We start from the raw sequence: 23,872 nt of genomic DNA on the forward strand, positions 1-23,872 counted from the left end.
AGAAATTATCCACCAAGAAAAAACCATGCCCCCTTCGCGTCCCCTGTCCAGCATGCTGCTGGCCCTTGCCACCTGCGCCAGTCCGGCCCTCGCCTTCGACGGCTACTATCAAACCAAGACGCCCTACGCGCCGCAGCAGGACCCGGCCACCTATGCCGCGCCCCCGACAGGCTTCCAGCCCATCTACACGCAACTGGTGGCGCGCCACGGTTCGCGCGGATTGACCGGCATGAAGAGCGACGCGGCCCTGTATGCGATGTGGCAGCAGGCCGCCGCGCAGGATGCGCTCACGCCTTTGGGACGCGAACTGGGCCCCGACATCCTGGCCCTGATGCGGGCGAATGCCTTGCTTGGGTATGGCGTGGCCGGCATCGAACGGCCCGGCTACGGCAATCTGTCGCAGACGGGCATCGAAGAACACCGGCAACTGGCCGTGCGCCTGCTGGCGCGCCTGCCCACCCTGTTTGCGCAAGTCGGGAAAGATGCCGCGACGGCGCCGCGCCAGCTCGTCACCATCCATTCCGGCGTGGACCGCGCACGCGACAGTGCGCGCTTCTTCACGCAATCGCTGCTCGAACACGCGCCCGCGCTGGCACCCTTGTTGTACCTGCCGCCCGCGCCCGCGCCGTACCCGCAGGGACGCGCACCCGTGCTGCAGCCCGATGGCGTCAACCGCTTCCTGCTCTACGCGCACAAACTGGCGCCGCAGACGGATGTTGTCGCCGATCGCGCCAACCCGCATTACGCTACCTACGCCGCCAGCCAGGCCTACCAGTACTATGAAAGAACCAAGCAGCTGCACGCGCTGATGGATACGCCAGCCCGGCGGCCGGAAGCGGCCGCGCATGCGCGCCACGTGCTCGAACGGCTGTTTGCGCCCGCCTTCCTCGACCAGTTTGAAGGCGGCCGCGCCAGCTATGCGGACACGGGCAGCTACACCTTCACCAGCGCGGACGGCAAGCTCACGCGCACCATGACGGGCAGCGGCAAGACCGTCATCCGCAGCCTGAATGCGGCCGCCACGAAACTGTATGAGCTGTATGCGATCGCCGCCGGCATGCGACATGAAGTGCCGGCCGATTTCAGCCGCTACATGCCTGCCGAGGATGCGCGCTACTACGCATATGTCGCCGACCACGAGGATTTTTACCAGAAAGGGCCGGCCACCACGGCCAGCGCAGGCGTGACCTGGCGTTTCGCGCTGGCCTTGCGCGAGGATTTTTTCAAGGAAGTCGACGCGCTGGCCAAGGGAGATTTGCGCCACGCGGCCAAGCTGCGCTTCACGCACGCCGAGATGATCATTCCGCTCGCTTCGGCCATGGGCTTGAAGCAGGTGCTGGCGCCGCTGCCGGCATCGGCCAGCTACAGTTATGAGACTAATCCGTGGCGCGGCCAGGACGTCTCGCCGCTGGCGGCCAACATGCAGTGGGATGTGTACCGCAACGGCGAAGGACAGCTCATCGTGCGCCTGCTGTACAACGAAAAGGAAACCGACTTCCAGGCCGCCTGCGATGGCGCCCGCATCGCGCCGGGCAGCGTCTTCTATGACTACACGGGCCTGAAAGCCTGTTACGGCCACGCGGCGGCGCAATAAAAAACCGCCAGCTTGAAGGCTGGCGGTTTGTGGGGTGCTCACACGGCGTGTGCGCTTACTGCGCTTACTGCCAGGCTTCCTTGCCTGCCCTCGGCTTGCCCACCATCAGCAGCGCGCCCAGGGTCAGCACGGCCGCCAGCGACAGGTAGTAGCCCACGTATTGCAAGCCGTAGTTGGTGGCCAGCCAGGTGGCGATGTACGGCGCCAGCGAAGCGCCCAGGATACCGGCCAGGTTGAACGTCAGCGAGGCGCCCGTGTAGCGTACTTCGGGCGGGAACAGCTCGGACAGCATCGTGCCCAGCGGTCCGTAGGTCATGCCCATCAGGCCCAGGCCGACAGCCATGAAGACGGTCACTTCCCACGTCACGCCGGAACCGAACATGGGCGCCAGCACCAGGCCGAAGATAGCGATGGCGACGGAAACCCAGATCAGGGTGGCGCGGCGGCCGCGGCGGTCGGCCAGCACAGCCGAAAACGGAATCGTCAGGGCAAAGAACAGCACGGCGAACAGCTGCACGACGAGGAATTCCTTGCGCGTGAAGCCCAGCTTGGTCGTACCCCAGCTCAGTGCGAACACCGTCATCAGGTAGAACAGCACGAAGGTGGCCAGGGCGATGATGGTGCCCAGGAACAGCATGCGGCCATGCTGGCGGAACACGGTGGCGACGGGCAGTTTGACGACCTCGTTCTTGTCGATGACTTTCTGGAAGTCCGGCGTTTCCGTGATCTTCAGACGCACATACAGGCCGACGATGACCAGCAGCGCGCTGGCGAGGAAGGGGATGCGCCAGCCGTAGCTGAAGAACTGTTCATCGGTCATGGTTTCGCTGAGCAGCAGGAAGATGCCGCCCGACAGGAAGAAGCCGATCGGCGCACCCAGCTGCGGGAACATGCCGTACCAGGCGCGCTTGCCCGGCGGCGCGTTTTCCGTTGCCAGCAGCACCGCGCCGCCCCACTCGCCACCGAGGCCCAGGCCCTGGCCGAAACGGCACAGCGCCAGCAGCAGCGGCGCCAGGGTGCCGATGGCGGCATACGTGGGCAGCAAGCCGATGATGACGGTAGAGATACCCATGGTCAGCAAGGCTGCCACCAGGGTGGCCTTGCGGCCGATGCGGTCGCCGAAGTGGCCGAACACGGCCGAGCCGATGGGGCGGGCGAAGAAGGCGATGGCGAAGGTGGCCAGCGACTGCAGCACGGCGGCCGACGGATCGCCGGCGGGGAAGAACAGTTTCGGGAACACCAGCACGGCGGCGGTGGCGTAGATATAGAAGTCAAAGAACTCGATGGTGGTGCCGATCAGGCTGGCGAACAGCACCGTGCCGGGGGAATTTTTCTTGGGGGAGGTGCTCCGGGGCTTACTCATTTACTGCGCTCCTTGGGGAGGGTGTCTAAAGGCCATTCTCTGGATGTTTTTTCAGGCAGCAGCACAGCACGTTGTCTAGGCGCGTTGTTGGCATATCATAGCCGTGCGCGCCAGCGTTTGCTGCGCATTTGCTATTAAATTTGCAAACAAAAACAACGGTTTTTGTTGCCGTAGCGAACTGCCGGCAACGTGCGCTAACGCGCTGTGATCAGTGCTGATTTAGAGAAACAACGGTCGTGCGCCATCCGGTTACCCGGGGCACGGCAGGAAAGGCGTCAGGGGATGGGCGACGTGTATCAGGCCCGGCGTATCGCCAGGCATTCCGTACCAGACCCGCGCGTCGGCATCACGGCATCGGTCATTTGTGGTGAATCCTTGCCTGCGGCCCCTCCGGGTGGAGCGGGCCGGCGATGATCGCGCCTGCATCCCGAAGGATGCGGTTGATCTTGCTGTAAGCGGCTTATCATACGCGCAGTGGTGCACTGCGGCAAGATAATGCAGGCCAGTTACGTCTCAATCAGGGCAAACGCCCTGGCGATCTCCGCGCTGTCGAGCGGGCGCACGAGGCGCGCCACTTCCTGGCCATCTTTCAAAAAAATCAGGGTCGGCCACAGTTTCACCCGGAATGAACGCCCGAGCGCGCGGCCGGGGCCGTCTTCCACGCGCAAGTGAGGCACCCCGGGGTGCTGCGCAAAGGCGGCGGCCAGCGGCGCTTGGGTGGCGCGGCAGTGGCCGCACCAGCCCGTGCCAAATTCCAGCAGGGCCGGCCCCGTCAAGGCATCGATCTCGGCGCGCGCCGGTTGGGCTACGGAATAGGTGTCGTTCATCATGCCAGCCTCCTTGACAGCTTAGACCACTTTCATGCGCAAGGTGCCCAGGCCATCGATGGCCCCCACCAGCTCGTCGCCGCGCTGCACGGCCGCCACGCCGGCCGGCGTGCCCGTGTAAATCAGGTCGCCTGGCTGCAAGCTAAAGTAGGTCGACAGGTCGGCGATGGTTTCGGCCACGTTCCAGATCAGCATGTCGATGGTGCTGCCCTGGCGCAGCTCACCATTCACGTGCAAGGTAATGGTGGCATGGCTGACGTCGCCCGCCTGCGCGGCCGGGGTGATGGGGCCGATGGGCGCCGAGTGCTCGAATGCCTTGCCCGTCTCCCACGGACGCCCCTGCTTTTTCGCTGCGCCCTGCACGTCGCGGCGCGTCATGTCCAGGCCTATCGCATAACCCCAGACGTGGCTCAGCGCATCGGCCACGCCGATGTCGCTGCCGCCCTTGCCGATGGCTACCACCAGTTCCATCTCGTGCTGGAAATCCTGCGTTTGCGCCGGATATGGCAGTTCGCCCGTCGTGCCGGCAGCCACGGGCAGCACGGCGTCGGCTGGTTTCATGAAGAAAAACGGTGCCTCGCGGCCCGTGTGGCCCATTTCCTTGGCATGGTCGACATAGTTGCGGCCCACGCAATAAATGCGGTGGACCGGGAAAGTATCAACGCTGCCGGTGACGGGAACGCTGGGCTGGATCGGTGCGGGAATGACATACGACATGAAGACTCCTGATCGGCACGATAAAAAGGCGGGTATAAAAAAGGGGCACCTCGATGCCCCCTATTTTACGACAACGTTACTTCAGCAGGCCCGAGCGGCTCGGGTCCGGCATGCGGATGGCGACGATGAAGGAAATCAGGCACATGATGGTCACGTACCAATAGAAGTACTCTTCCACGTGCCAGGCCTTGAACTGCAGCGCCACGTATTCGGCCGAACCGCCGAACATGGCGTTGGCAACCGCATACGACAGGCCCACGCCCAGCGCGCGCACTTCGACGGGGAACATTTCCGCCTTGATCAAGCCGCTGATCGAGGTGTAGAAACTGATGATGGCCAGCGCGATGATGATCAGGCCAAACGCCGCGTACGGGCTGGTGATGTCCTTCAAGGCATGCATGATCGGCAGCACGCACAGGGTGGCCAGGCCGCCGAAGAACAGCATCGACGTGCGGCGGCCGATGCGGTCGGACAGGGCGCCGAACACCGGTTGCAGAATCATGTACACCAGCAAGGCGCAGGTCATGACGGCGCTGGCCGTCTTGGTATCCATGCCGGCCGTGTTGACCAGGTATTTCTGCATGTAGGTGGTAAACGTGTAGAACACGAGCGAGCCGCCGGCCGTAAAGCCCAGCACGGTGACGAAGGCGCGCTTGTGCTTGAGCAAGCCGCGCAGGCTGCCCGCGTCCTTGTCCTTGCGCTCGCTGGCGGTGGTCGTTTCCGTCAGGGATTTACGCAGGTTCAGCGACACCAGGGCCGCCAGGGCGCCGAAGACGAACGGGATGCGCCAGCCCCAGGCACGCAATTCTTCCAGCGTCAGCAATTGTTGCAAGACCACCAGCACCAGCAAGGCCAGCAGCTGGCCGCCGATCAGGGTCACGTACTGGAACGAGGCAAAGAAACCGCGCTTGCCCGATTCCGACACTTCACTCATGTAAGTGGCGCTGGTACCGTATTCGCCACCGACAGACAGGCCCTGGAACAGCCGCGCCACCAGCAACAGGAACGGGGCGAAGGCGCCGATGGTTTCGTACGTGGGCAGCACGGCGATCATCAAAGAACCGCCGCACATCATCAGCACGGAAATCATCATCGACTGGCGCCGGCCGTATTTGTCGGCGATGCGGCCGAACAGCCAGCCGCCCACCGGGCGCATGAGGAAACCGGCGGCAAAGATGCCGGCCGTCTGCAACAACTGGGTGGTGGGGTTACCGGAAGGGAAAAAAGCGTGCGAAAAGTACAGCGCGCAGAACGAGTAAATGTAGAAGTCGAACCATTCGACCAGGTTACCGGAGGAAGCGCCAATGATGGCCTTGATGCGCTGCTGGGAAGTCAGCTGCGCAACGTCATGCGGAGTATCGTGGGATGTCATATCAATCTTCTTGTTCGTGTGAAAAAGCCAACGCCAGCCCCGTTGCCCGGGCCGGTTTTGCATCATACGCCCTTGACCAGGGGCAAAAAGGTGCCCGGCATACGCGTTAATACGTACTGCCGGCAACTTTTTTTCGCCTGCGGGCGCGTGGAATCAGACCCGTTCCAGCACCAGCGCAATACCCTGCCCCACGCCGATGCACATGGTACACAGCGCATAGCGTCCGCCCGTGCGGTGCAGCTGGTTGACGGCCGTCATGGCCAGGCGCGCGCCAGAGGCGCCCAGCGGATGGCCCAGGGCAATGGCGCCGCCGTTCGGGTTGACGCGCGGGTCGTCATCGCGCAAGCCCAGCTGGCGCAGCACGGCCAGGCCCTGCGCGGCAAATGCTTCGTTCAGTTCGATGACGTCGAAGTCGGCAAGAGTCAAACCCGTCATGGCCAGCACTTTCAGGGTGGCGGGCGCGGGGCCGATGCCCATGATGCGCGGCGCCACGCCGGCCGTCGCCATGGCCACGACGCGGGCGCGCGGCGTCAGGCCAAAACGGGCCGCGTTCGCTTCATCGGCCAGCAGCAGCGCAGCCGCGCCATCGTTGACGCCGGACGCGTTGCCGGCAGTAATCGTGCCGTCCGCGCGCACGACGGGTTTCAATTTGCCCAGGGTGTCCAGCGTGGTGGCGCGCGGATGCTCGTCGCGGGCAACGATGAGGGGTTCGCCCTTCTTTTGCGCGATGCTGACGGGACAGATTTCACTGTCGAACACGCCCGCCTGCTGCGCCGCCAGCGCTTTTACCTGGCTGGTTAACGCGAACGCATCCTGGTCAGCGCGGCTGATACCAAACTCGACGGCCACGTTTTCCGCCGTTTCCGGCATCGAGTCGACGCCGTACTGCGCCTTCATCAAGGGATTGATGAAACGCCAGCCGATGGTCGTGTCTTCCATTTTCATGCCGCGCGAAAAGGCGCTGTCCGCCTTGCCCATGACAAACGGTGCGCGGCTCATGCTTTCCACGCCGCCGGCGATCAGCAAGCCCGCTTCGCCGCTCTTGATGAAGCGCGCGGCGCTGCCGATGGCGTCCAGGCCCGAGCCGCACAGCCGGTTCAGGGTGGCGCCCGGCACGCTGTCGGGCAAGCCGGCCAGCAGCGCGGCCATGCGCGCCACGTTGCGGTTGTCTTCGCCCGCCTGGTTGGCGCAGCCGTACAGCACGTCCGTGACGGCGGTCCAGTCCACGTTCGGGTTGCGCGCCATCAAGGCACGGATGGGCACAGCGCCCAGGTCGTCGGCGCGCACGCCGGACAGGCCGCCGCCATAGCGGCCGAATGGCGTGCGCTGGGCGTCGCAGATATAAGCGTGAGTCATGTTCTTTCCTCCAAGAAAGTGGTTTGCGTATTGATCGTGAATTAACGTCCGTCCGTCAGCGGCACGGCCGTCAAGGCTTGCAGCTGTTCAAAACTTAAGCCATCGGCCAGTTCGACCACCGTGGCGCCGTTTGGCCCCAGATCGAGCACGGCCAGGTCGCTGTAAATGCGGCTGACACAAGCAATGCCCGTGAGCGGGTAGCTGCACGCCTGCACCAGCTTGCTTTCACCTGTCTTGGTCAGCAATTCCATCATGACCCAGGTTTTTTTCGCGCCGATGGCCAGGTCCATGGCCCCGCCCACGGCGGGGATGGCGTCCGGCGCTCCCGTGTGCCAGTTGGCCAGGTCGCCCGTGGCGGACACTTGAAAAGCACCCAGCACGCAGATGTCCAGGTGGCCGCCGCGCATCATGGCGAAGCTGTCGGCATGATGAAAATAGCTGCCGCCCGCCAGCAGGGTGACGGGCTGCTTGCCCGCGTTGATCAGGTCGTAATCTTCCTCGCCCGGCGCGGGCGCGGGGCCCATGCCGATCACGCCATTTTCGCTGTGCAGGATGATGTCGGCGCCAGCCGGCAAGTGATTCGCCACCAGGGTCGGCAAGCCGATACCCAGGTTGACGACGGCACCCTCATGAATGTCGGCCGCCACGCGGGCTGCCATTTGATCTCGATTCCATTTATGCATTTGATACTCCTCAGGCAGCTTTGAAGCCGGCGGGGCCGGTGGCCGTGCGCGGCACTTGCACGAGGCGCTGCACGAACAGGCCCGGCGTGATGACGTGCTCGGGATCGATGCTGCCCAGTTCGGCAACTTCATGCACGGAAGCAATGCTGACTTTCGCGGCCATGGCCATGATGGGGCCGAAATTGCGCGCCGTCTTGCGGTAGGTCAGGTTGCCCCAGCGGTCGCCCTGCTCCGCCTTGATCAGCGCGAAATCGGCGTGGATCGGCGACTCGAACACATACATGCGGCCATCGATCTCGCGCGTTTCCTTGCCCTTGGCCAAGTCCGTGCCATAGCCGGTGGGCGTAAAAAAGCCGCCGATGCCGGCGCCGGCGGCGCGGATGCGCTCGGCCAGATTCCCCTGCGGCACCAGTTCCAGTTCCAGCTTGCCCGCGCGGTACAACGCATCAAAAACGTGGGAATCGGCCTGGCGGGGGAAGGAGCAGATGATCTTGCGCACTTGCCCGTTTTTCAACAGGGCGGCCAGGCCCGTATCGCCATTGCCCGCGTTGTTATTGACGATGACGAGGTCGCGCGCGCCCTGGGCGATCAAGCCGTCGATCAGCTCGGCCGGCTGGCCCGCGCCGCCGAAGCCGCCAATCATGACGGTGGCGCCATCGTGGATATCGGCCAGCGCCTCTAGGACGCTGGAACGCAATTTGTCGATCATTGCCTGTCTCCTCCAAATCAAACTCATCAACCATTTGTTCGCATAAAGAACAAATATTCGTATTTAGAACTTATTCGTGAGAATATGCCTGATCGGGGCGCTTGTCAATTTGCCGTTTTCGCCGGCACCATGGCTATAATTGCCACCTTGACCCATTGGAATTGCCATGACCGCACGCAGCAGCACGTCCCTTTCCGCCGAAGAAACCCTGGAAGCCGACGGCGCGCCCCGTCCCGGCGACAGCTATGTGCAATCGTTCGCGCGGGGCCTGGCCGTGCTGCGCAGCTTTGGCGCCGACGCGCCGCAACAGACCCTGAGCGAAGTGGCGGATCGGGCGCAGCTGACGCGCGCGGGCGCGCGGCGCATCTTGCTCACCTTGCTGCATCTCGGTTATGTGGAAGCGGACGGGCGCCTGTTCCGCCTGACGCCCAAGGTGCTCGACCTCGGTTACGCCTATCTGTCGTCCTTGCCCGTGTGGACGCAGGCGCAGCCGCTGCTGGAAGAATTGATGCAGACCTTGCGCCAGTCGTGCTCGGCCACCGTGCTCGACGGCGACGACATCGTGTATGTCGTGCGCCTGTCCGCGCACCGCACCATGTCGATCAACCTGGGCATCGGCAGCCGCCTGCCCGCCTACTGCACTTCGATGGGCAGGGTATTGCTGTCCGGCCTGGCGCCCGACGTGCTGCGCGAACGGCTGTCGAAGATGGCGCTGCTGAAAATCACGCCGGCGACCAAGGTTGATATCGAAGTCTTGATGGAAGAGATTGCGCAAGTGCGGCGCCAGGGCTGGTGCCTGGTGCAGGAAGAGCTTGAACAGGGCTTGATCGCCCTGGCCGCGCCAGTGTTCGACCGGGCTGGCAAGGTGGTGGCGGCGATCAATGTCAGCGGCCAGACGGCGGGGCCGTCCGTGGCGCACCTGCTGGAACACAGCCTGCCGAAACTGCTCGATACGGCAAGCCGGGTCAGCGCCCTGGTGCGGGTGCAGCAGTGATTATTTCTTGAACCTTATTTCTTAAACTTCGCGCACGGGTCCGGGCGCGGCTGCGCCGGCATCGTTTGCGTCAAGTCAAACGTGCCCTTGTAACCGCTGCCGCCCTGCTCCAGGTAGCCGATGCTGCGCACGTTCAGTTGCGGGTCGGCCAGCTTCAGCCAGCGGGGCACGCCGATATCCTTGCGCACATGCTCATTGCCGGCGATCAGCACCACATCGCGCGGCGCCTGGTCGCGGATCAGCTTGGCCATCCAGATATCGCGCGCCACCTGGGCGTTGACGACACCTTTGATCATCATGTCGGACAGCATATTGCAGCGGGCCGCCTGGACTTCCTTCTCTTGCCCGTCCAGGATATCGGCCGGCACGGGCGCGGCCAGATACGTGGCCACCATGGCGGGCGGCATCGCCCATTGGATGCCGTCGCGCACGATGCGTGAGGCATCGGCCGGCGACAGGTTGCCAGCGACCAGACTCAGCTGGTAGCTGATGACGAGGTCCAGCACGGGCCGGTACAAGCTCCAGTCCCAGCGCGGCTGCTCCATCACGCGGATGATGCAATCGGGGTCGGCGCAATCGCGCGCGGCGCGCGTCAGCAAGGCCTGGTTTTCGCGGTCGAACTGTTCCATGACAATCACGGGACGCCAGCCGGCCGCCAGGCGGCGGCGCAATTCCTCGACGCGCAGGCGCTGGCCTTGCGCATTATCATGGACTTCGCCCAGCAGCAACACTTGCGGATTGGGCAAGGCGTCGGCCACGGGCACGGGAGCGGGCGGCGCTTCCTTCTTCAGCAAGCTGGCGCAGGCGGCCAGCGCGAGCACGCTGCACAGTAGGGCGGCGCGCGCGCCGGCACGGAAAATCACGGTCTTCATGTAAGCGGGTATCCAAAGTGGCGATGCGCCAGATTGTACCGTCTCAGGCTGGCGCCGGCAGCTTGCGGTGCTCCAGTACTTCAAACAGGGCCATGCCGGCCAGCATGGCGCCGACAAACATCCAGGCCTTCGGCTGGCCCGCCAGCAGGGACACGAGGGCGGGGCCGGGACAGAAACCGGCGATGCCCCAGCCCGCGCCAAAGGCCAGGCTACCCAGCAGCAAGCGCCGGTCGATGCGCCGCGCCGCCGGCAATTGCATGGGCTCGCCCAGCAGCGCCGTGCTGCGCCGCCGCGCCAGCCAGAAGGCCGGCAGGGCCACGCCGATGGCGCCGCCCATCACCAGCGCCAGCGATGGATCCCAGGCGCCGGCCAGGTCGAGGAAACCGAGCACCTTGGCCGGATTGCCCATGCCGGAGACGATCAGGCCCAGGCCAAAGACGAGGCCGCTCAACAGGGAAAGGATCAGCTTGCTCATAAGCTTGCTCACAGATGGCGCAACAGATAGACGGTGAAGAAACCGGCCGCCATGAAGGCACAAGTGGCCGCCAGTGAACGGGGAGACAGGCGCGACAGGCCGCATACGCCGTGGCCGCTGGTGCAGCCGGCGCCATAGCGCACGCCCACGCCCACCAGCAGGCCCGCCACGATCAAAGCGGGCGTGCCCGCGTCGATCTGCACGGGCGGCAAGGTTTGCCACACCTGGTACAGCAAAGGCGTGCCGACCAGGCCGGCAAGAAACGCAATGCGCCAGCCCAGATCGCCACTGCGCGGGCGCAGCAGGCCGCCGAGGATGCCGCTGATGCCGGCGATGCGCCCATTGAACAAAATCAGCAGGGCAGCCGCCAGGCCGATCAGCATGCCGCCGGCCAGCGAGGCCCACGGCGTGAAGTGCTGCCAAGCTATGCTCATGGCAGGGGTCAGTCCGCTTCGTCGTTGAACGGGGCGCGCGGCGCGCAAAATTGCGCGTACAGCACTTGCAGCACGGCCAGCACGGGCGCGCTGGCGACGCGGTAATAGATCTGCTTGCCATCGCGCCGCGTGGCCACCAGCATCTCTTCGCGCAGCACGCCCAGCTGCTGCGACAGGGTCGGCTGGCCGATGCCTACTTTTTGTTCGAGGTCGCTGACGCAATGCTCGCCCTGTGATAGCTGGCACAGCAGCATCAAACGGTCGGCATTGCCCATGGCCTTGAGCAGCGAGCTGGCCTTGTAGGCCGAGCCACGCATGGCATCGAGCTTGTATTCGGCGTGTTGTGGTGCAACTGTCTCCATCTTGCCCTCCCACAGGCGGTCATATTGATCATCGTGCGATAAACAATATACTAATCAATATATTGTTTTCCTGCTGGCGATTCGCACAAAAAAACAACAGTGTTTTTCAGCGATAGCGTACTCATGCCAAGTGTGAGGCAGCGATAGCCTTCGCGCTATCAAAATGATAAATATTCGTAATTTAAAGCAAATATACGTAGCAAAATTGCCACGATTTGTGATGTAATAATATCTCTTCAGAAAAATCGTGATACGCCCCCGTACAGGCGCATTGTCCGTCCAAGCGCAGGCCGGTTTCGGCCGCGCTGCACGGTGAACCAGGGAGTCAAAGATGAAGATACTTCAGTCGCTATGCATGACCATGCTGACACTGTCGGCCAGTACAGGGAATGCGGTGGCAACCGGCGCTGACACGCCAGGCAACCCGCATGCAATACACGCCCAAGTCGTGAGCGACGACAGTTTCGGCTTCAATAACACTGCGGACAATCCCGGCTGGGAAACACCGGACTTGCCGTATGCGCGCCTGCTGGCGCAGAGCACGACGCTCAATGCGCCCCCACGCTGGCGCAGCGCCGGTGTGCGCCAGGGCGCACTGCCGCCGCCCACCGCCACCAACACCCCTGCCGTACAGCACGCGAACGTGCCGCCGCCCGTGCCCGAAGCGAGCATGGTCTCGATGCTGCTGGTGGGACTGGGCTTGCTGGCCTTTAGCATGCACGGTGAAAAACAGGAAAAATTCGATAGCTGAGCTTATTTCGGTGGCCGATGCCGCTGCGTTAAAAAAAATTCCGCCTTGCGCGGAATTTTTTTGGCTGCCTTGCCTGTCTATGCTCACTTGTCCAGCAGGCGGCAAACTCTTTCGATATTACCGACAGGAATGCCTGACTTCAGGGCGCGCGCGATGCAGGCCGCCTTGTCCGTGCCCGAGGCGGAAATGAGCACGAAGGCCGTGCCCAGGGCGCTGACGGCGACCAGCAGGATCAGCACCCCCTTGACGATATCCCAGTTCATGGCGCTTCAGCAATCTCATACGTGAAATCATAATAATGCTTGCCGCCTTCGATGCGGATGAGCAGGCTACCCGACAACCCTTGCAACTGCTGCGTCCCCGTATCGGGCACCACCGTCACTGACAAGGCGGGCGCGCCGCGCGTCATGCTGCCGCTGTGCTGCAAATAAAAACTGCCGTGACGCCCGTCCAGGCTGCCTTCCACCCGCTCCAGCGCCACATAGCCCGCCGAGCCGGCCACGGCGGCGCGCACGCTGAGCATCTCGCCCTGCGCGCTGGCGTCGAGGGCGCCGTGGTAGCGCTTGGCTAGCGACAGGCGTCCCAGCCCCGATTGCGCGGCCGTGTCCGACAAGGTTTCCGGGGTGATGGTGACGTCGAAAGTACCGGTAATGGAAGGCATCAGTGCTCCTTGGAAAATGAGGATGTGGCTGCCGCATCCGGCCCGTTCAGCAGCGCATGTAATTTTTGCATGGTCGCCCAGTTGCGCGAGGTGACGCCATCGCCCAGCAGCACGCCCAGCGCCGCCACCACCTTGCTGGCCAGCACGCCATCGGGACACCAGGCATACGCAGCCCATCGCCCCAAGGCCAGCGCTTCCGGCTGCCACGGCCGCTGCAAGAGCGGCGCCAGGCGCTGGACATCGGCCGGATTGTTCAGTACCAAGGTCAGCAGACGGGCCGCATCGGCCGCGGGCGCCAGGGGGTTTTGTTCGATCAGTTCGGCAAACTGGCTGGCCGACAGCACCGTCACCCTGGCCGCCACGCCCAATTTCAGCACCAGTGCTTCCTCGATGCGGGCAGCGGCATCGGCCGGCGCCACCTTGCCGCCGTCATACACGACGTTGCCGCTGTTGAGTACAGTGCGCACCTGCGCAAAACCCAGGTCGCCCAGCAGCTTGCGCAAGTCGGCCATGGCCACGCGCTTGGCGCGGCCCACATTGATCCCGCGCAAAAGCGCCACTTGCTGACTATCTTTTAGCTGTGCCATGTCTCTTCTCCTTGCCTATGCCGGGCTGCTGGTGCTTTCCGGCAAAGGCGTCACCGTGGGCAGGCGCAACAGGAACGTCGCGCCCTGGCCCAAGATGCTGCTGACCGTGATGGTGCCGCCAAACTGCTTGGCAATCAAGTTGAACACGATATTCAAGCCCAGTCCCGTGCCGCCCTGCCCGCGCCGCGTGGTGACAAACGGATCGAACACGCGGTCGAGCATGTCGGGCGCGATGCCGCGGCCGTTGTCGCGCACCTGCATGGCGATCGCGTCGCCGTCGCGGCGCACGCCGATATGGATATTGCCGGCCGTGTCCGCATCGAAGGCGTGCTCGACACAGTTCAACACCAGGTTGGTCAACACCTGCGCCAGCGCGCCCGGATAGCTGTCGAGCATGATGTCAGGCGGACAATCGATATCGATGCGGATGCGCGTCTTTTTCAGGGTCGGTTGCAGGCTCGAGATCACTTCACCGATATAGTCGCGCAATTCGAACAAACGGCGCGCCTCGCTGACCTGGTCGACGGCGATCTGCTTGAAGCTATGGATCAGGTGCGCGGCGCGATAGGCATTGTTCATGATCAGCCGCGCGCTCTCGCCGGCCGTTTCCAGGTAGCGCACGATATCGGTCTTCTTTACGCCGCCGCCAGCCACCGCCGCGCTGATGTGATCGGTGGCTTCCTTCAGCACCGAGGCGCTGGTCAGCGCGATGCCGACCGGGGTGTTGATTTCATGCGCCACCCCCGCCACCAGGCTGCCCAGCGAGGCCAGGCGTTCCGACTGCAGCAACGATTCCTGCGCGCGGCGCAGCTCGTCCATGGCCTGCGCCGTCTCCTGCTGCGAGCGGCGCGCCATGTCTTCCGCCTCGCGGCTGCCCTCGATGATGGACTTGAGCTTGCGCTGCACGGCATTGAAGCCGCGGATCACGTCGCCCAGTTCGTCGCGCCGGTTTTCCGGCAGCTCTTCGACGTCATCGCTGCCGCGCGTGGCCAGGTCGAACAAGCCGTCGCGCAACTGCTTCAAGGGGTCGAAAACGATACGCAGGCTCAGCGCCAGGGCGCCCACCAAAATGATGTCAAGCAGCAACACTTCCAGCACCTTGCGCCGCACTTCGCCGCGCAGGGCCGCATCGATCTGCGCGCGGCTGAAATTGACGATGACCTTGCCGACGATCACCGGCTTGCCGCCCGTGGCCGCGGCCACGGCATCGCGAAATACCAGTGGCGCCTCGACGGGCGTGCCACCCATGGCCACGTCGGCAGTCAGCGGCGCGAGAGTGCCGGACGCGTCGCGCACTTCGCCCGCAAACAGGCCGACCGAGGCGTCGTAGACGCGGATGCCGACCAGTTCCGGCGGCAGCATTTCGGCCGCGACGATGCTGTCGACCTTGGATTTATCGAGGTCCCACAGGGCCGAAGGCAAACTGGTCTGCAAGCGCGTGAGCACGCCGCTGCGCAGGCGCGCACTGCCCGATTCGAGTTCCTGGCTCAGTGTATATTGGGTGTAGGTACCCGAAATGCCCAGCACCAGGGTGACGATCACGACAAAAAGCAAGGTCAGCCGGACTTTGATACTCACCATCAATCAATACTCCCCGGGCCAGGCCGGCCGCCGGCCCGCGGCGCGGGCGCAGAGACGTCAGCGGACAACAGCCTGAATCAAATGTACGGTATGACATGCTTAATGGCAAGATTTACAGCAGCCCTATTTTCCACAGGGGCCTTGATACAGGTTGAGACATTGCGTCATGGCAATGGTAATATCCCGCAATCATCTAAGGAGTCGTCATGGCGGTCATGCATCAACATCTACCCCTGGAACAAGTTCGTCCCGGCATGGTCTTGTCGGATGTCTTGCTCGATGCGCATGGACAAGTGCTGTTGCCGCAAGGCGCGGTATTGACGGAAAACATGCTGGCCCTGATGCCGCGCCACGGCATCGACATGCTGCCGATTCAGGCGCCGCCACCGTCACCAGAAGAAATCGCCGCGCAACAGGCGGCCGATAGCGAACGGCTGGCCTATCTGTTCCGCAAGCACGACCCGGACGATCCTCTGGACGCGGCCACGACCTTGCTGCGCAACTATGTCACGGCTTACCGCCTGGGTACGGGAGAGGCCGCATGAGCACCCAGCTGACACTCGACGATATCGTCGCCCACCTCGATGACTTGCCTTCGCTGCCCGCCGTCGTCATGGAACTGTTGAATAGCATCGACCAGGAAGATGTCGATATTTCCGTGCTGGCCAAAAAAGTGTCATACGACCAGGCGTTGACGGCAAAAACCCTGCGCCTGGCCAACTCGTCGCAATATGGCTTGCAAGTGAAGGCCACCACCATCCAGCAGGCGATCACTTACCTGGGATTCCAGACCACACGCAGCCTGATCACGTCGGCCGCCATCACGGGCTGCTTCCCGGAAGGACGCTGCCCCGGCTTCGACGACAAGGCCTTCTGGCGCCATTCGGTGGCGACGGCCGCCTGCGCCAAGGTGCTGGCGCGGCAGATCCGATTCAACCAGGATTACGCCTTCACGGCCGGCTTGCTGCATAACATCGGCCGCCTGGTGCTGGTCAGCAGCTTTCCCGCGCACTATGCGCAAGTCATCGCGCACCAGGCCGCGCACGATTGCAGCCTGCTCGAAGCGGAGCAAACCGTGCTGGGCGTGGATCACGTGCAGGCAGGCGTGGCACTGGCCGAACACTGGAATTTTTCCGACACCATGCGCCTGGCGCTGGCCAATTACCTGCAGCCGGAAACGCCGGGGGCAGGCTTCCTCGCGTCGCTGATCCACGTGGCCAACGCGCTTGTTTGCGCGCTCGACCTGGCGCAGGCGGGCGACGACATGGTGCCGCGCGTCTCGCCGGTGGCCTGGGATGTGCTGGGCCTGGGTGAAGACACGTATCTGCAACTGTTCCGCGAAACGGAACTGCGCTACGACGAAATCACCTCGGCACTGCTGAGCTAAGCACTGCCGCAAACGCAAACGGCTCTCGCTGCGTAGCGAAAGCCGTCAGGAGTGCTGCAATGTATCCATGTTACCCGGTCCATGCTGCCCGGTCCACGCCAGCCTGTTGCCGCCAGCAGCTACGCAAGCGGCACAGTCAGCGTACAACCACCACATCAGTGCGCGTAATTCGATTCTTGCGCATCGCCGCGGTCTTCCGCTTTTGGACGGCCCTGGGCGTCAGACAGACGATACTTGGTGCGGCGGTCGCCCATCAAGTCACGCAAGTCACGGATGCTCATGCCCGTCACTTCGTGCATGCGGATCAGCAGCGAGGCGCCGACCGGCAAGCGGTGGTGGCGAATCTTGCTGATGACGGGTGGCGCCACTTCGAGCAGACGCGACAGGGCCGCATCGTTTTTCAGCTGCATCTTGCTCAGCAGAATATCCAGCAGGTGATTCGGGTTGTAAGTCTCTTGCGATGCTAATGCATGATGTGCCATGATTTTTCCTCGTCTGGTGAATGTAGAAAATAATGCCGATACGAACTTAAGGCTGGCTTAGAGTGTTCAAATAAACGTCTTTCCAACTTATTCAGCCCTCCCCTCTTATCGCACTGCCTGCACAGGACTCGCACAGCCACGCCCAGCCAACATACGCAACTTGCCGCGTGAGTAAAAGCACGTGCAATTCGCCGACATGAATTGCATATAAGACAATATACTAGCCCAAACACGCCGCATCTGCGCCTCGCGCAAACTTCCTGATTGTTAAATATCAATCAAGCTGCTAGTTGGCTTGGCAACGATGCCATTTCAACACATTAGGATGCCAGCGCGCGCGCACAAGGCTTTGCAGCAACTTGTTACAAATCAATGGTGTCGTACGGCAATAAATACTTTTGAGCATCACGACAGATAGCGGCATAAGCAGGCGACAACCTTGTCGGCAAGGTAAGCACAACATGGCCCGCCCCGGCGATTTACGCTAAACTATGGCCAGAACTTGCAGCGCGCCTGCCAGCGGGAAGCCAGAGGCGCCCGGTCGGTCATCCACCGCCGCCCCCCGAGCGGCGCACAGCGCAAGCCCCCTGCCCAGCTTATTTTCCGCCACACTCATTTGCCACACTTATTTGCCGCCACATTTACCGATAAGCACCCGACTCCATGCAGAAAAAAGTATTCATTAAAACCTTCGGCTGCCAAATGAACGAGTACGACTCGGACAAGATGGCCGACGTGCTGGGCGCTTCCGATGGCCTGGTGCGCACCGACACGCCGGAAGATGCCGATGTGATCCTGCTCAACACTTGCTCCGTGCGCGAAAAGGCACAGGAAAAAGTGTTTTCCGACCTGGGCCGTTTGCGCGAGCTGAAACTGGCCAAGCCGCACCTCTTGATCGGCGTGGGCGGCTGCGTGGCGTCGCAGGAAGGCGACGCCATCGTCAAGCGCGCGCCGTATGTCGACATGGTCTTCGGCCCGCAAACCCTGCACCGCCTGCCGCAAATGATCGAACTGCGCCGTGCGAGCGGCGCCTCGCAGGTGGACATCAGCTTCCCGGAAATCGAAAAGTTCGACCACATGCCGCCGGCCAAGGTGGAAGGCGCTTCGGCGTTCGTCTCCATCATGGAAGGCTGCAGCAAATACTGCAGCTACTGCGTCGTGCCCTACACGCGCGGCGAGGAAGTGTCGCGCCGCTTCGAGGACGTGCTGACGGAAGTGGCGGGCCTGGCCGCCCAGGGCGTCAAGGAAATCACCCTGCTGGGGCAAAACGTGAACGCCTACCGCGGCGCGATGGAAGGCGGAGACATTGCCGACTTCGCCCTGCTGCTTGAATACGTGGCCGACATTCCCGGCATCGAACGCATGCGCTTCGTCACCAGCCATCCGAAGGAATTCACGCAGCGCCTGATCGACGCCTACGCGAAGATCCCGCAGCTGGTCGACCATCTGTACCTGCCGGCGCAGCACGGCTCCGACAAGATCCTCGGCGCCATGAAGCGCGGCTACACGGGCCTCGAATACAAGTCCATCATCCGCCGCATTCGCGCCGTGCGCCCGAACATGGCCATTTCGTCTGACTTCATCGTCGGTTTCCCTGGCGAGACCCAGGCCGATTTCGACGCCATGATGAAGCTGATCGCGGACGTCGGCTTCGACAACAGCTACAGTTTCATCTTCAGCAAGCGCCCCGGCACGCCGGCCGCCAGCCTGGCAGACGATACGCCGCATGACGTCAAGCTGGCCCGTTTGCAGCAGCTTCAGGCGGCCATCGACGCCAACACGCGCAAATACAGCCTGGCCATGGTAGGCACGGTGCAAACCATCCTCGTCGAAGGCCGCTCCAAAAAGGATACGATTGATCGCGAGCTGCAAGGCCGCACCGAAAACAACCGCGTGGTCAATTTCGACGCCGGCCCGGACGCGCTGCAGCTGGTCGGCCAGTTGGTCGACGTGCGCATCACCGAAAGCCATTCCTACACCCTGCGCGGCGAACTCGTCGCCAGCGCACCCGCATTGAAAAGAGCCAGTTGAAAACCAAAGCCCCGATACAGCCGCATTACTTCATCCCCGAGCCGCTGGACAACACGCGCCTGGCGCACCTGTGCGGACCACTCGATGAAAACCTGCGCCAGATTTCCGCCGCCCTCGACGTGACGATCTTCCGCCGCGGCGAGAAATTCATCGTCGGCGGCAGCAATGCCGTACGCGCCGTGGAAATCCTCGAACAGTTCTACGCCATCGCCAACAAGGTCGTGCCGCTGGAAGAAGTGCAGCTGGCCCTGGTGGAACAGCGCGCGGGCCTGTCCGCCGCCTCGGAACACCACGCCAATGCGCCCATCAGCACTTTCGTCGAACCGGACATCGCCAGTCCCGTGCTGAAAACCCGCCGCAGCGACCTGCGCGGACGCACCCCGCACCAGATTGCCTACCTGCGCGACATCCTCGAACACGACATCAGCTTCGGCGTGGGTCCTGCCGGCACGGGTAAAACCTATCTGGCCGTCGCCTGCGCCGTCGACGCGCTCGAACGCGACGCCGTCAAACGCATCATTTTGACGCGCCCCGCCGTCGAAGCGGGCGAACGCCTGGGCTTCCTGCCGGGCGACCTGGCGCAAAAGGTCGACCCGTATCTGCGTCCCCTGTACGACGCGCTGTACGATTTGCTGGGCTTTGACCGCACGCAAAAACTGTTCGAAAAACAGGTGATCGAGATCGCCCCGCTGGCCTACATGCGCGGGCGCACCCTGAACCACGCCTTCGTCATCCTCGATGAAGCGCAAAACACCACCGTCGAACAGATGAAGATGTTCTTGACGCGCATCGGCTTTGGCAGCAAGGCCGTGGTGACGGGCGACGTGACGCAAGTCGACCTGCACAAGAGCCAGACGAGCGGCCTGATCGACGCCGTGCACGTATTGAAAGACGTACGCGGCATCGGCTTCACACAATTTAACAGCACCGACGTGGTGCGCCACCCGCTCGTCGCGCGCATCGTCGACGCCTATGAAACGGCGCAAGCGGCCGGCGCCAACGCCGCCCAGTTACTCCCCTTATTGAAACCAGCTGCCGCCAAAAATGTCCGAAAAAAATAAACTGTCCCTGTCCGTGCAATACCCGGATGCCCGTCTGGAAACCCTGATCACGCGGCCGAAAGTGCGCCGCTGGGTCAAGGCGGCCCTGTTTGCCCCGGCCGAATTCACCATCCGCTTCGTCGATGCGGAAGAAGGCCGCAGCCTGAACCGCGACTACCGCGAAAAGGACTACGCCACCAACGTGCTGACGTTCGCCTACAACGAAGGCGAAGAGTTAAGCGACGACGAGCCGACGCGCGCCGACATCATCCTGTGCACGGACGTGCTGGAAAAGGAAGCGCAAGAACAAAAGAAGAGCGTGGAAGAGCACACGGCCCATTTGATCGTGCACGGCGTGCTGCATGCGCAGGGCTACGACCACATGGATGACGAGGAAGCCACCGAGATGGAGGGCCTGGAAACGGAAATCCTCGCGAAACTCGGCATTACCGACCCGTACAAGGAGTAAGACCATGGGAACCTGGGCCACCGACGCCTTCGGCAACGACTACGCCATGGATTGGGCGCAGGATTTGCACGAATATAAAACCCTCGAACTGGTCGAGACGACGCTCGACAATGTCATCGACAGCACGGAAGCGGAGCTGGAAGCGCCGTTCGCCGCCGAGGCGCTGGCCGCGCTGGAAGTGATCGCGCGCCTCTTGGGCAAGCCGGGCGAGGACGACCCGGCCACCGCGGAAGTGGACGAATGGGTGGCCGCCTGCAAGAAGAAGGTCACGCCGCCGCTGCTGGAAAAGGCGCGCCTGGCATTCGACAAGATCGGCGCGGAAGCGTCGGAACTGCGCCAGCTGTGGCAGGACAGCGAGCATTTCGCCGACTGGCAGGCGGACGTAGCGGCCTTACGCGCGCGCGTGCTGGGTCAAGAAGCGGCGTAAAAGATCGCGCAACGGCGTACTTCAACGTATTAAATTTACATCAAAAGCGGGGAAATCCGGTATTCCCCCACTTTTGGTGTATCCTATATCCCTTCGCAACAACGGCTCACGCCTCCTATGCCCGAGCACCCTAGTGGCGTCAGAACTGACGTCAAGCCCCACCGGTCACTGTTTGAACGCCTGACCGCACTCATATCCCCCGAGCCAGAGAACCGTGCAGAATTGCTCGAAGTTCTACACGATGCGCATGAACGCAAGCTGATCGACGCCGACGCCCTGTCGATGATCGAAGGCGTGTTCCAGGTATCGGATCTCTGTGCTCGCGACATCATGATTCCCCGTTCGCAGATGGATGTCATCGACATCAGCAAGCCGATCGAGGAATGGATGCCGGAAGTCCTGTCCACCGCCCACTCGCGCTTTCCCGCGATCGAAGGCGAGCGCGACAAGGTCATCGGCATCCTGCTGGCGAAAGACTTGCTGCGTTATTACGCAGAAGAAACTTTCGACGTGCGCGACATGCTGCGCCCCGCCATCTTCATCCCCGAATCGAAACGCCTGAATGTGCTGCTGCGCGATTTCCGCGCCAACCACAATCACATGGCCATCGTCGTCGATGAATACAGCGGCGTCGCCGGCCTGATCACCATCGAAGACGTGCTGGAACAGATCGTCGGCGATATCGAGGACGAATACGACTTCGACGAAGCCGAGGACAATATCCTCTCGCTCAAGGAAGGCCAGTTCGGCCCCCGCTGGCGTGTCAAGGCGCTGACCGAGATCGAACAGTTCAACGACGAAGTGGGCAGCCACCTGGTGGACGACGACGTCGACACCATCGGCGGCCTGGTCTCGAAGTACCTGGGCCGCATGGCGCACAAGGGCGATATTTTCGACCTGGGCAATCTGCGCTTCGAGGTGCTGCGCGCCGATGCGCGCCAGGTGCACGTGCTGCTCGTCGAGCGCCTGCCCAATGTGCCGGAACTGGAACTCTGACATGCGCGTGCTGTAAATGCGTTTCAGACGCTCAGATCCCAACGCCCCCGCCAAACCGCCCCGCAGCACGTGGGCGCGCATGCTGACTGCTGCCGTTGCCGGCGCCGTCGCCGTGCTGGCGTTCGCCCCTTTCGGCTACTGGCCCTTGCAAATCCTCAGCCTGGGCGTGCTGTTCTACCAGGTGCTGCGCGCGGCGAACGTCAAGGCCGGCGCGTTGATCGGCTGGGCCTACGGCTTCGGCTGGTGCGCGGCCGGCACGCACTGGCTGTATATCTCCATGCACCGCTATGGCGACATGGCCGCGCCGCTGGCGGTCATCGCCGTGGCCCTGCTGGCCCTGCTGATGGCCATTTACGTGGCCCTGGCCATGGGGGCGGCCGCCTGGCTGCGCCAGCGCTGGGTGCTGTCCCTGCCCGCCATGACCCTGCTGGTGCTGCCTGCGACGTGGACCCTGTTCGAATGGACGCGCGGCTGGCTGTTTACGGGTTTCCCGTGGCTGGCCACCGGCTACGCCCACAATACGAGCCCGCTGGCCGGCTTTGCCCCCATCGTCGGCGCGTATGGCCTGGGCTGGCTGGCGGCCCTGTCCGCCGGCGCCCTGCTACTGTTAGTCCACCCCCTGCACCGCACGCGCTGGAGCGCGCTGGGCGGCGTCATCGCGCTGTACGCGGCCGGCGTTGGCCTGCAATACGTGAACTGGACCCACCCGGTCGGACGCCCGATCACGGTGCGCCTGTTGCAGGGCAATGTTCCGCAGCAGCAAAAATTCGATCCCGGCTTCGTGCTGGGCGCCTTGCAGATGTACCAGAGCGCCATCACCAGCGCGCCGGCCGACCTGATCGCCACGCCGGAAACGGCCGTCACCGTGCTGCCGCACCAGCTGCCGCCCGGCTACCTCGATAGCCTGGGCACGTACGCGCAGCAGACGGGCAGCACGATCCTGGTCGGCATGCCCGTGCTCGACGAGCAGCAGCGCTTCTACAATGCGGCGCTGGGGATCACGCCCAACGGCACGCCGGGACCGTACTACCAGTACCGCAAGCACCATCTGGTGCCGTTCGGTGAATTCGTGCCGCCCGGCCTGCACTGGTTTGTCGCCATGATGGCCATCCCCCTGGGCGACATGGGCCGTGGCGCCGAGGTGCAGGCGCCGCTCCAGGTGCGCGACCAGCTGGTGTTGCCGAATATCTGCTACGAAGACTTGTTTGGCGAAGAAATCGCCGGCCAGCTGGCCAGCGCCCACCGCCATGGCAAGCAGTCGGCGTCCGTGCTGCTGAATATCTCGAACCTGGCCTGGTTTGGCGACTCGATCGCCATCCCGCAGCATTTGCAGATTTCACAGATGCGCAGCCTGGAAACGGGCCGCCCCATGCTGCGCTCGACGAATACGGGCGCCACCGCCGTCATCGACGGCAAGGGCGTGGTGCAAAGCCTGCTGCCGCCGGAACAGCAAGCCACCCTGGCGGCCAAGGTGCAGGGCATGGGCGGCATGACGCCATACATTCTGTATGGCAACAAACTGGTGCTGGCCATGGCCGCACTGGCCGTGCTGGCGGCCTTCCTGCTGTCGCGCGCCGCCCGTCGTGGCCGCGCCGGGCAGCAATAAGCGGCCGATATTGTCCGAAGAGTCACAGTGGGTCCGTAAAAACCGCTAAAATTAGCAAAACCCCGGCCCGGACGCGCTTCCAAGCATGCGCCCGGG

27 protein-coding genes are annotated in these 23,872 nt (G+C 63.1%); 11 read left to right on the forward strand and 16 right to left on the reverse strand.

The genetic code is table 11. From position 1 onward, the window contains the following. Positions 1-25 precede the first annotated feature (25 nt). Positions 26-1,594: a histidine-type phosphatase gene (locus ACQ4WY_RS10355; RefSeq protein WP_436503908.1), complete on the forward strand. Its 1,569-nt coding sequence runs from the start codon at positions 26-28 to the stop codon at positions 1,592-1,594. Between the two features lie 64 nt (positions 1,595-1,658). On the opposite strand, the gene ACQ4WY_RS10360 is transcribed toward ACQ4WY_RS10355, so the two are convergent. The 7 genes from ACQ4WY_RS10360 to ACQ4WY_RS10390 all read right to left on the reverse strand — a co-directional run bounded on the left by ACQ4WY_RS10360 (position 1,659) and on the right by ACQ4WY_RS10390 (position 8,621). Further along, positions 1,659-2,957, reverse strand: a complete 1,299-nt coding sequence (locus tag ACQ4WY_RS10360; RefSeq protein WP_436503909.1) for an MFS transporter — start codon at positions 2,955-2,957, stop codon at positions 1,659-1,661. A 506-nt stretch (positions 2,958-3,463) separates the two neighbouring features. Continuing rightward, complete coding sequence (locus tag ACQ4WY_RS10365; protein WP_436503910.1) at positions 3,464-3,787, reverse strand: thioredoxin family protein; 324 nt, start codon at positions 3,785-3,787, stop codon at positions 3,464-3,466. An 18-nt stretch (positions 3,788-3,805) separates the two neighbouring features. Next, positions 3,806-4,501: a fumarylacetoacetate hydrolase family protein gene (locus ACQ4WY_RS10370; RefSeq protein ID WP_436503912.1), complete on the reverse strand. Its 696-nt coding sequence runs from the start codon at positions 4,499-4,501 to the stop codon at positions 3,806-3,808. Positions 4,502-4,577: 76 nt separating this feature from the next. Further along, positions 4,578-5,873 carry an MFS family transporter gene (locus ACQ4WY_RS10375; RefSeq protein ID WP_353660057.1) on the reverse strand — a complete coding sequence of 432 codons (1,296 nt, stop codon included), beginning with the start codon at positions 5,871-5,873 and terminating at the stop codon, positions 4,578-4,580. 153 nt (positions 5,874-6,026) lie between these two features. Beyond that, entirely contained in the window at positions 6,027-7,229 is a 1,203-nt protein-coding gene (gene pcaF / locus ACQ4WY_RS10380) for a 3-oxoadipyl-CoA thiolase (RefSeq protein WP_436503913.1), read from the reverse strand. A 41-nt stretch (positions 7,230-7,270) separates the two neighbouring features. Next, the gene (locus ACQ4WY_RS10385) at positions 7,271-7,912 is read right to left on the reverse strand and encodes a 3-oxoacid CoA-transferase subunit B (protein ID WP_353660055.1); all 642 of its coding nucleotides are present in this window, start codon (positions 7,910-7,912) and stop codon (positions 7,271-7,273) included. Positions 7,913-7,922: 10 nt separating this feature from the next. Continuing rightward, complete coding sequence (locus ACQ4WY_RS10390; RefSeq protein WP_353660054.1) at positions 7,923-8,621, reverse strand: 3-oxoacid CoA-transferase subunit A; 699 nt, start codon at positions 8,619-8,621, stop codon at positions 7,923-7,925. A gap of 166 nt (positions 8,622-8,787) precedes the next feature. Here ACQ4WY_RS10390 and ACQ4WY_RS10395 point away from each other — a divergent pair, with 166 nt between their 5' ends. Further along, positions 8,788-9,615, forward strand: coding sequence for an IclR family transcriptional regulator domain-containing protein (locus tag ACQ4WY_RS10395; RefSeq protein WP_436503916.1), 828 nt, complete (start codon positions 8,788-8,790; stop codon positions 9,613-9,615). 14 nt (positions 9,616-9,629) lie between these two features. Here ACQ4WY_RS10395 and ACQ4WY_RS10400 read toward each other — a convergent pair whose 3' ends face one another. The 4 genes from ACQ4WY_RS10400 to ACQ4WY_RS10415 are packed head-to-tail and all read right to left on the reverse strand — an operon-like array spanning position 9,630 to position 11,758. After that, positions 9,630-10,487: a ChaN family lipoprotein gene (locus ACQ4WY_RS10400; protein ID WP_436503917.1), complete on the reverse strand. Its 858-nt coding sequence runs from the start codon at positions 10,485-10,487 to the stop codon at positions 9,630-9,632. Positions 10,488-10,530: 43 nt separating this feature from the next. After that, on the reverse strand, positions 10,531-10,962 hold the full coding sequence (locus ACQ4WY_RS10405) for a DUF6691 family protein (RefSeq protein WP_436503919.1): 432 nt from the start codon (positions 10,960-10,962) through the stop codon (positions 10,531-10,533). A gap of 8 nt (positions 10,963-10,970) precedes the next feature. Continuing rightward, complete coding sequence (locus ACQ4WY_RS10410; RefSeq protein ID WP_436503920.1) at positions 10,971-11,396, reverse strand: YeeE/YedE family protein; 426 nt, start codon at positions 11,394-11,396, stop codon at positions 10,971-10,973. Positions 11,397-11,404: 8 nt separating this feature from the next. After that, positions 11,405-11,758 (reverse strand): ArsR/SmtB family transcription factor, encoded by a 354-nt coding sequence (locus ACQ4WY_RS10415; RefSeq protein ID WP_353660050.1) that lies wholly within the window; start codon positions 11,756-11,758, stop codon positions 11,405-11,407. 331 nt (positions 11,759-12,089) lie between these two features. On the opposite strand from ACQ4WY_RS10415, the gene ACQ4WY_RS10420 reads away from it, so the two are divergent. Beyond that, positions 12,090-12,509 carry a PEP-CTERM sorting domain-containing protein gene (locus ACQ4WY_RS10420; protein ID WP_436503921.1) on the forward strand — a complete coding sequence of 140 codons (420 nt, stop codon included), beginning with the start codon at positions 12,090-12,092 and terminating at the stop codon, positions 12,507-12,509. 83 nt (positions 12,510-12,592) lie between these two features. On the opposite strand, the gene ACQ4WY_RS10425 is transcribed toward ACQ4WY_RS10420, so the two are convergent. From ACQ4WY_RS10425 to ACQ4WY_RS10440, 4 genes are read right to left on the reverse strand one after another with little or no spacing between them, the layout of a single operon-like run. Beyond that, positions 12,593-12,772, reverse strand: coding sequence for a hypothetical protein (locus ACQ4WY_RS10425; RefSeq protein ID WP_099376588.1), 180 nt, complete (start codon positions 12,770-12,772; stop codon positions 12,593-12,595). Further along, the gene (locus ACQ4WY_RS10430) at positions 12,769-13,170 is read right to left on the reverse strand and encodes a DUF3224 domain-containing protein (RefSeq protein ID WP_436503922.1); all 402 of its coding nucleotides are present in this window, start codon (positions 13,168-13,170) and stop codon (positions 12,769-12,771) included. Before ACQ4WY_RS10430 ends, ACQ4WY_RS10425 begins: the two co-directional genes overlap by 4 nt. Next, a complete protein-coding gene (locus ACQ4WY_RS10435) occupies positions 13,170-13,757 on the reverse strand; it encodes a DUF1697 domain-containing protein (protein WP_436503923.1) in 588 nt (195 codons plus the stop codon). The genes ACQ4WY_RS10430 and ACQ4WY_RS10435 overlap by 1 nt, the downstream gene beginning before the upstream one ends. 15 nt (positions 13,758-13,772) lie before the next feature. Further along, positions 13,773-15,338 (reverse strand): sensor histidine kinase, encoded by a 1,566-nt coding sequence (locus ACQ4WY_RS10440; protein WP_436504428.1) that lies wholly within the window; start codon positions 15,336-15,338, stop codon positions 13,773-13,775. Between the two features lie 206 nt (positions 15,339-15,544). On the opposite strand from ACQ4WY_RS10440, the gene ACQ4WY_RS10445 reads away from it, so the two are divergent. Both ACQ4WY_RS10445 and ACQ4WY_RS10450 read left to right on the forward strand, forming a co-directional pair. Continuing rightward, positions 15,545-15,883, forward strand: a complete 339-nt coding sequence (locus ACQ4WY_RS10445; protein ID WP_436503924.1) for a hypothetical protein — start codon at positions 15,545-15,547, stop codon at positions 15,881-15,883. Continuing rightward, positions 15,880-16,725: an HDOD domain-containing protein gene (locus tag ACQ4WY_RS10450; protein ID WP_436503925.1), complete on the forward strand. Its 846-nt coding sequence runs from the start codon at positions 15,880-15,882 to the stop codon at positions 16,723-16,725. The genes ACQ4WY_RS10445 and ACQ4WY_RS10450 overlap by 4 nt, the downstream gene beginning before the upstream one ends. A 155-nt stretch (positions 16,726-16,880) precedes the next feature. On the opposite strand, the gene ACQ4WY_RS10455 is transcribed toward ACQ4WY_RS10450, so the two are convergent. Next, positions 16,881-17,207 (reverse strand): hypothetical protein, encoded by a 327-nt coding sequence (locus tag ACQ4WY_RS10455; RefSeq protein ID WP_071322071.1) that lies wholly within the window; start codon positions 17,205-17,207, stop codon positions 16,881-16,883. A 663-nt stretch (positions 17,208-17,870) separates the two neighbouring features. Between ACQ4WY_RS10455 and miaB the strand changes: the two genes are divergently transcribed. From miaB to lnt, 6 genes are all read left to right on the forward strand, one after another. Then, complete coding sequence (gene miaB, locus ACQ4WY_RS10460; protein WP_436503927.1) at positions 17,871-19,238, forward strand: tRNA (N6-isopentenyl adenosine(37)-C2)-methylthiotransferase MiaB; 1,368 nt, start codon at positions 17,871-17,873, stop codon at positions 19,236-19,238. Beyond that, complete coding sequence (locus tag ACQ4WY_RS10465; protein WP_436503928.1) at positions 19,235-20,299, forward strand: PhoH family protein; 1,065 nt, start codon at positions 19,235-19,237, stop codon at positions 20,297-20,299. The genes miaB and ACQ4WY_RS10465 overlap by 4 nt, the downstream gene beginning before the upstream one ends. Then, entirely contained in the window at positions 20,283-20,747 is a 465-nt protein-coding gene (gene ybeY / locus ACQ4WY_RS10470; RefSeq protein ID WP_353660044.1) for an rRNA maturation RNase YbeY, read from the forward strand. The genes ACQ4WY_RS10465 and ybeY overlap by 17 nt, the downstream gene beginning before the upstream one ends. A gap of 4 nt (positions 20,748-20,751) precedes the next feature. Next, positions 20,752-21,174, forward strand: coding sequence for a DUF4259 domain-containing protein (locus ACQ4WY_RS10475; protein WP_353660043.1), 423 nt, complete (start codon positions 20,752-20,754; stop codon positions 21,172-21,174). A gap of 117 nt (positions 21,175-21,291) precedes the next feature. Continuing rightward, positions 21,292-22,170, forward strand: coding sequence for a CorC family transporter (locus ACQ4WY_RS10480; RefSeq protein WP_436503929.1), 879 nt, complete (start codon positions 21,292-21,294; stop codon positions 22,168-22,170). A 79-nt stretch (positions 22,171-22,249) separates the two neighbouring features. Next, positions 22,250-23,776 carry an apolipoprotein N-acyltransferase gene (gene lnt, locus ACQ4WY_RS10485; RefSeq protein ID WP_436503930.1) on the forward strand — a complete coding sequence of 509 codons (1,527 nt, stop codon included), beginning with the start codon at positions 22,250-22,252 and terminating at the stop codon, positions 23,774-23,776. Positions 23,777-23,872 lie beyond the last annotated feature (96 nt).

This window comes from Janthinobacterium salmonicoloratum, assembly GCF_051380845.1.
GTDB classification, from domain to species: domain Bacteria; phylum Pseudomonadota; class Gammaproteobacteria; order Burkholderiales; family Burkholderiaceae_D; genus Janthinobacterium; species Janthinobacterium lividum_F.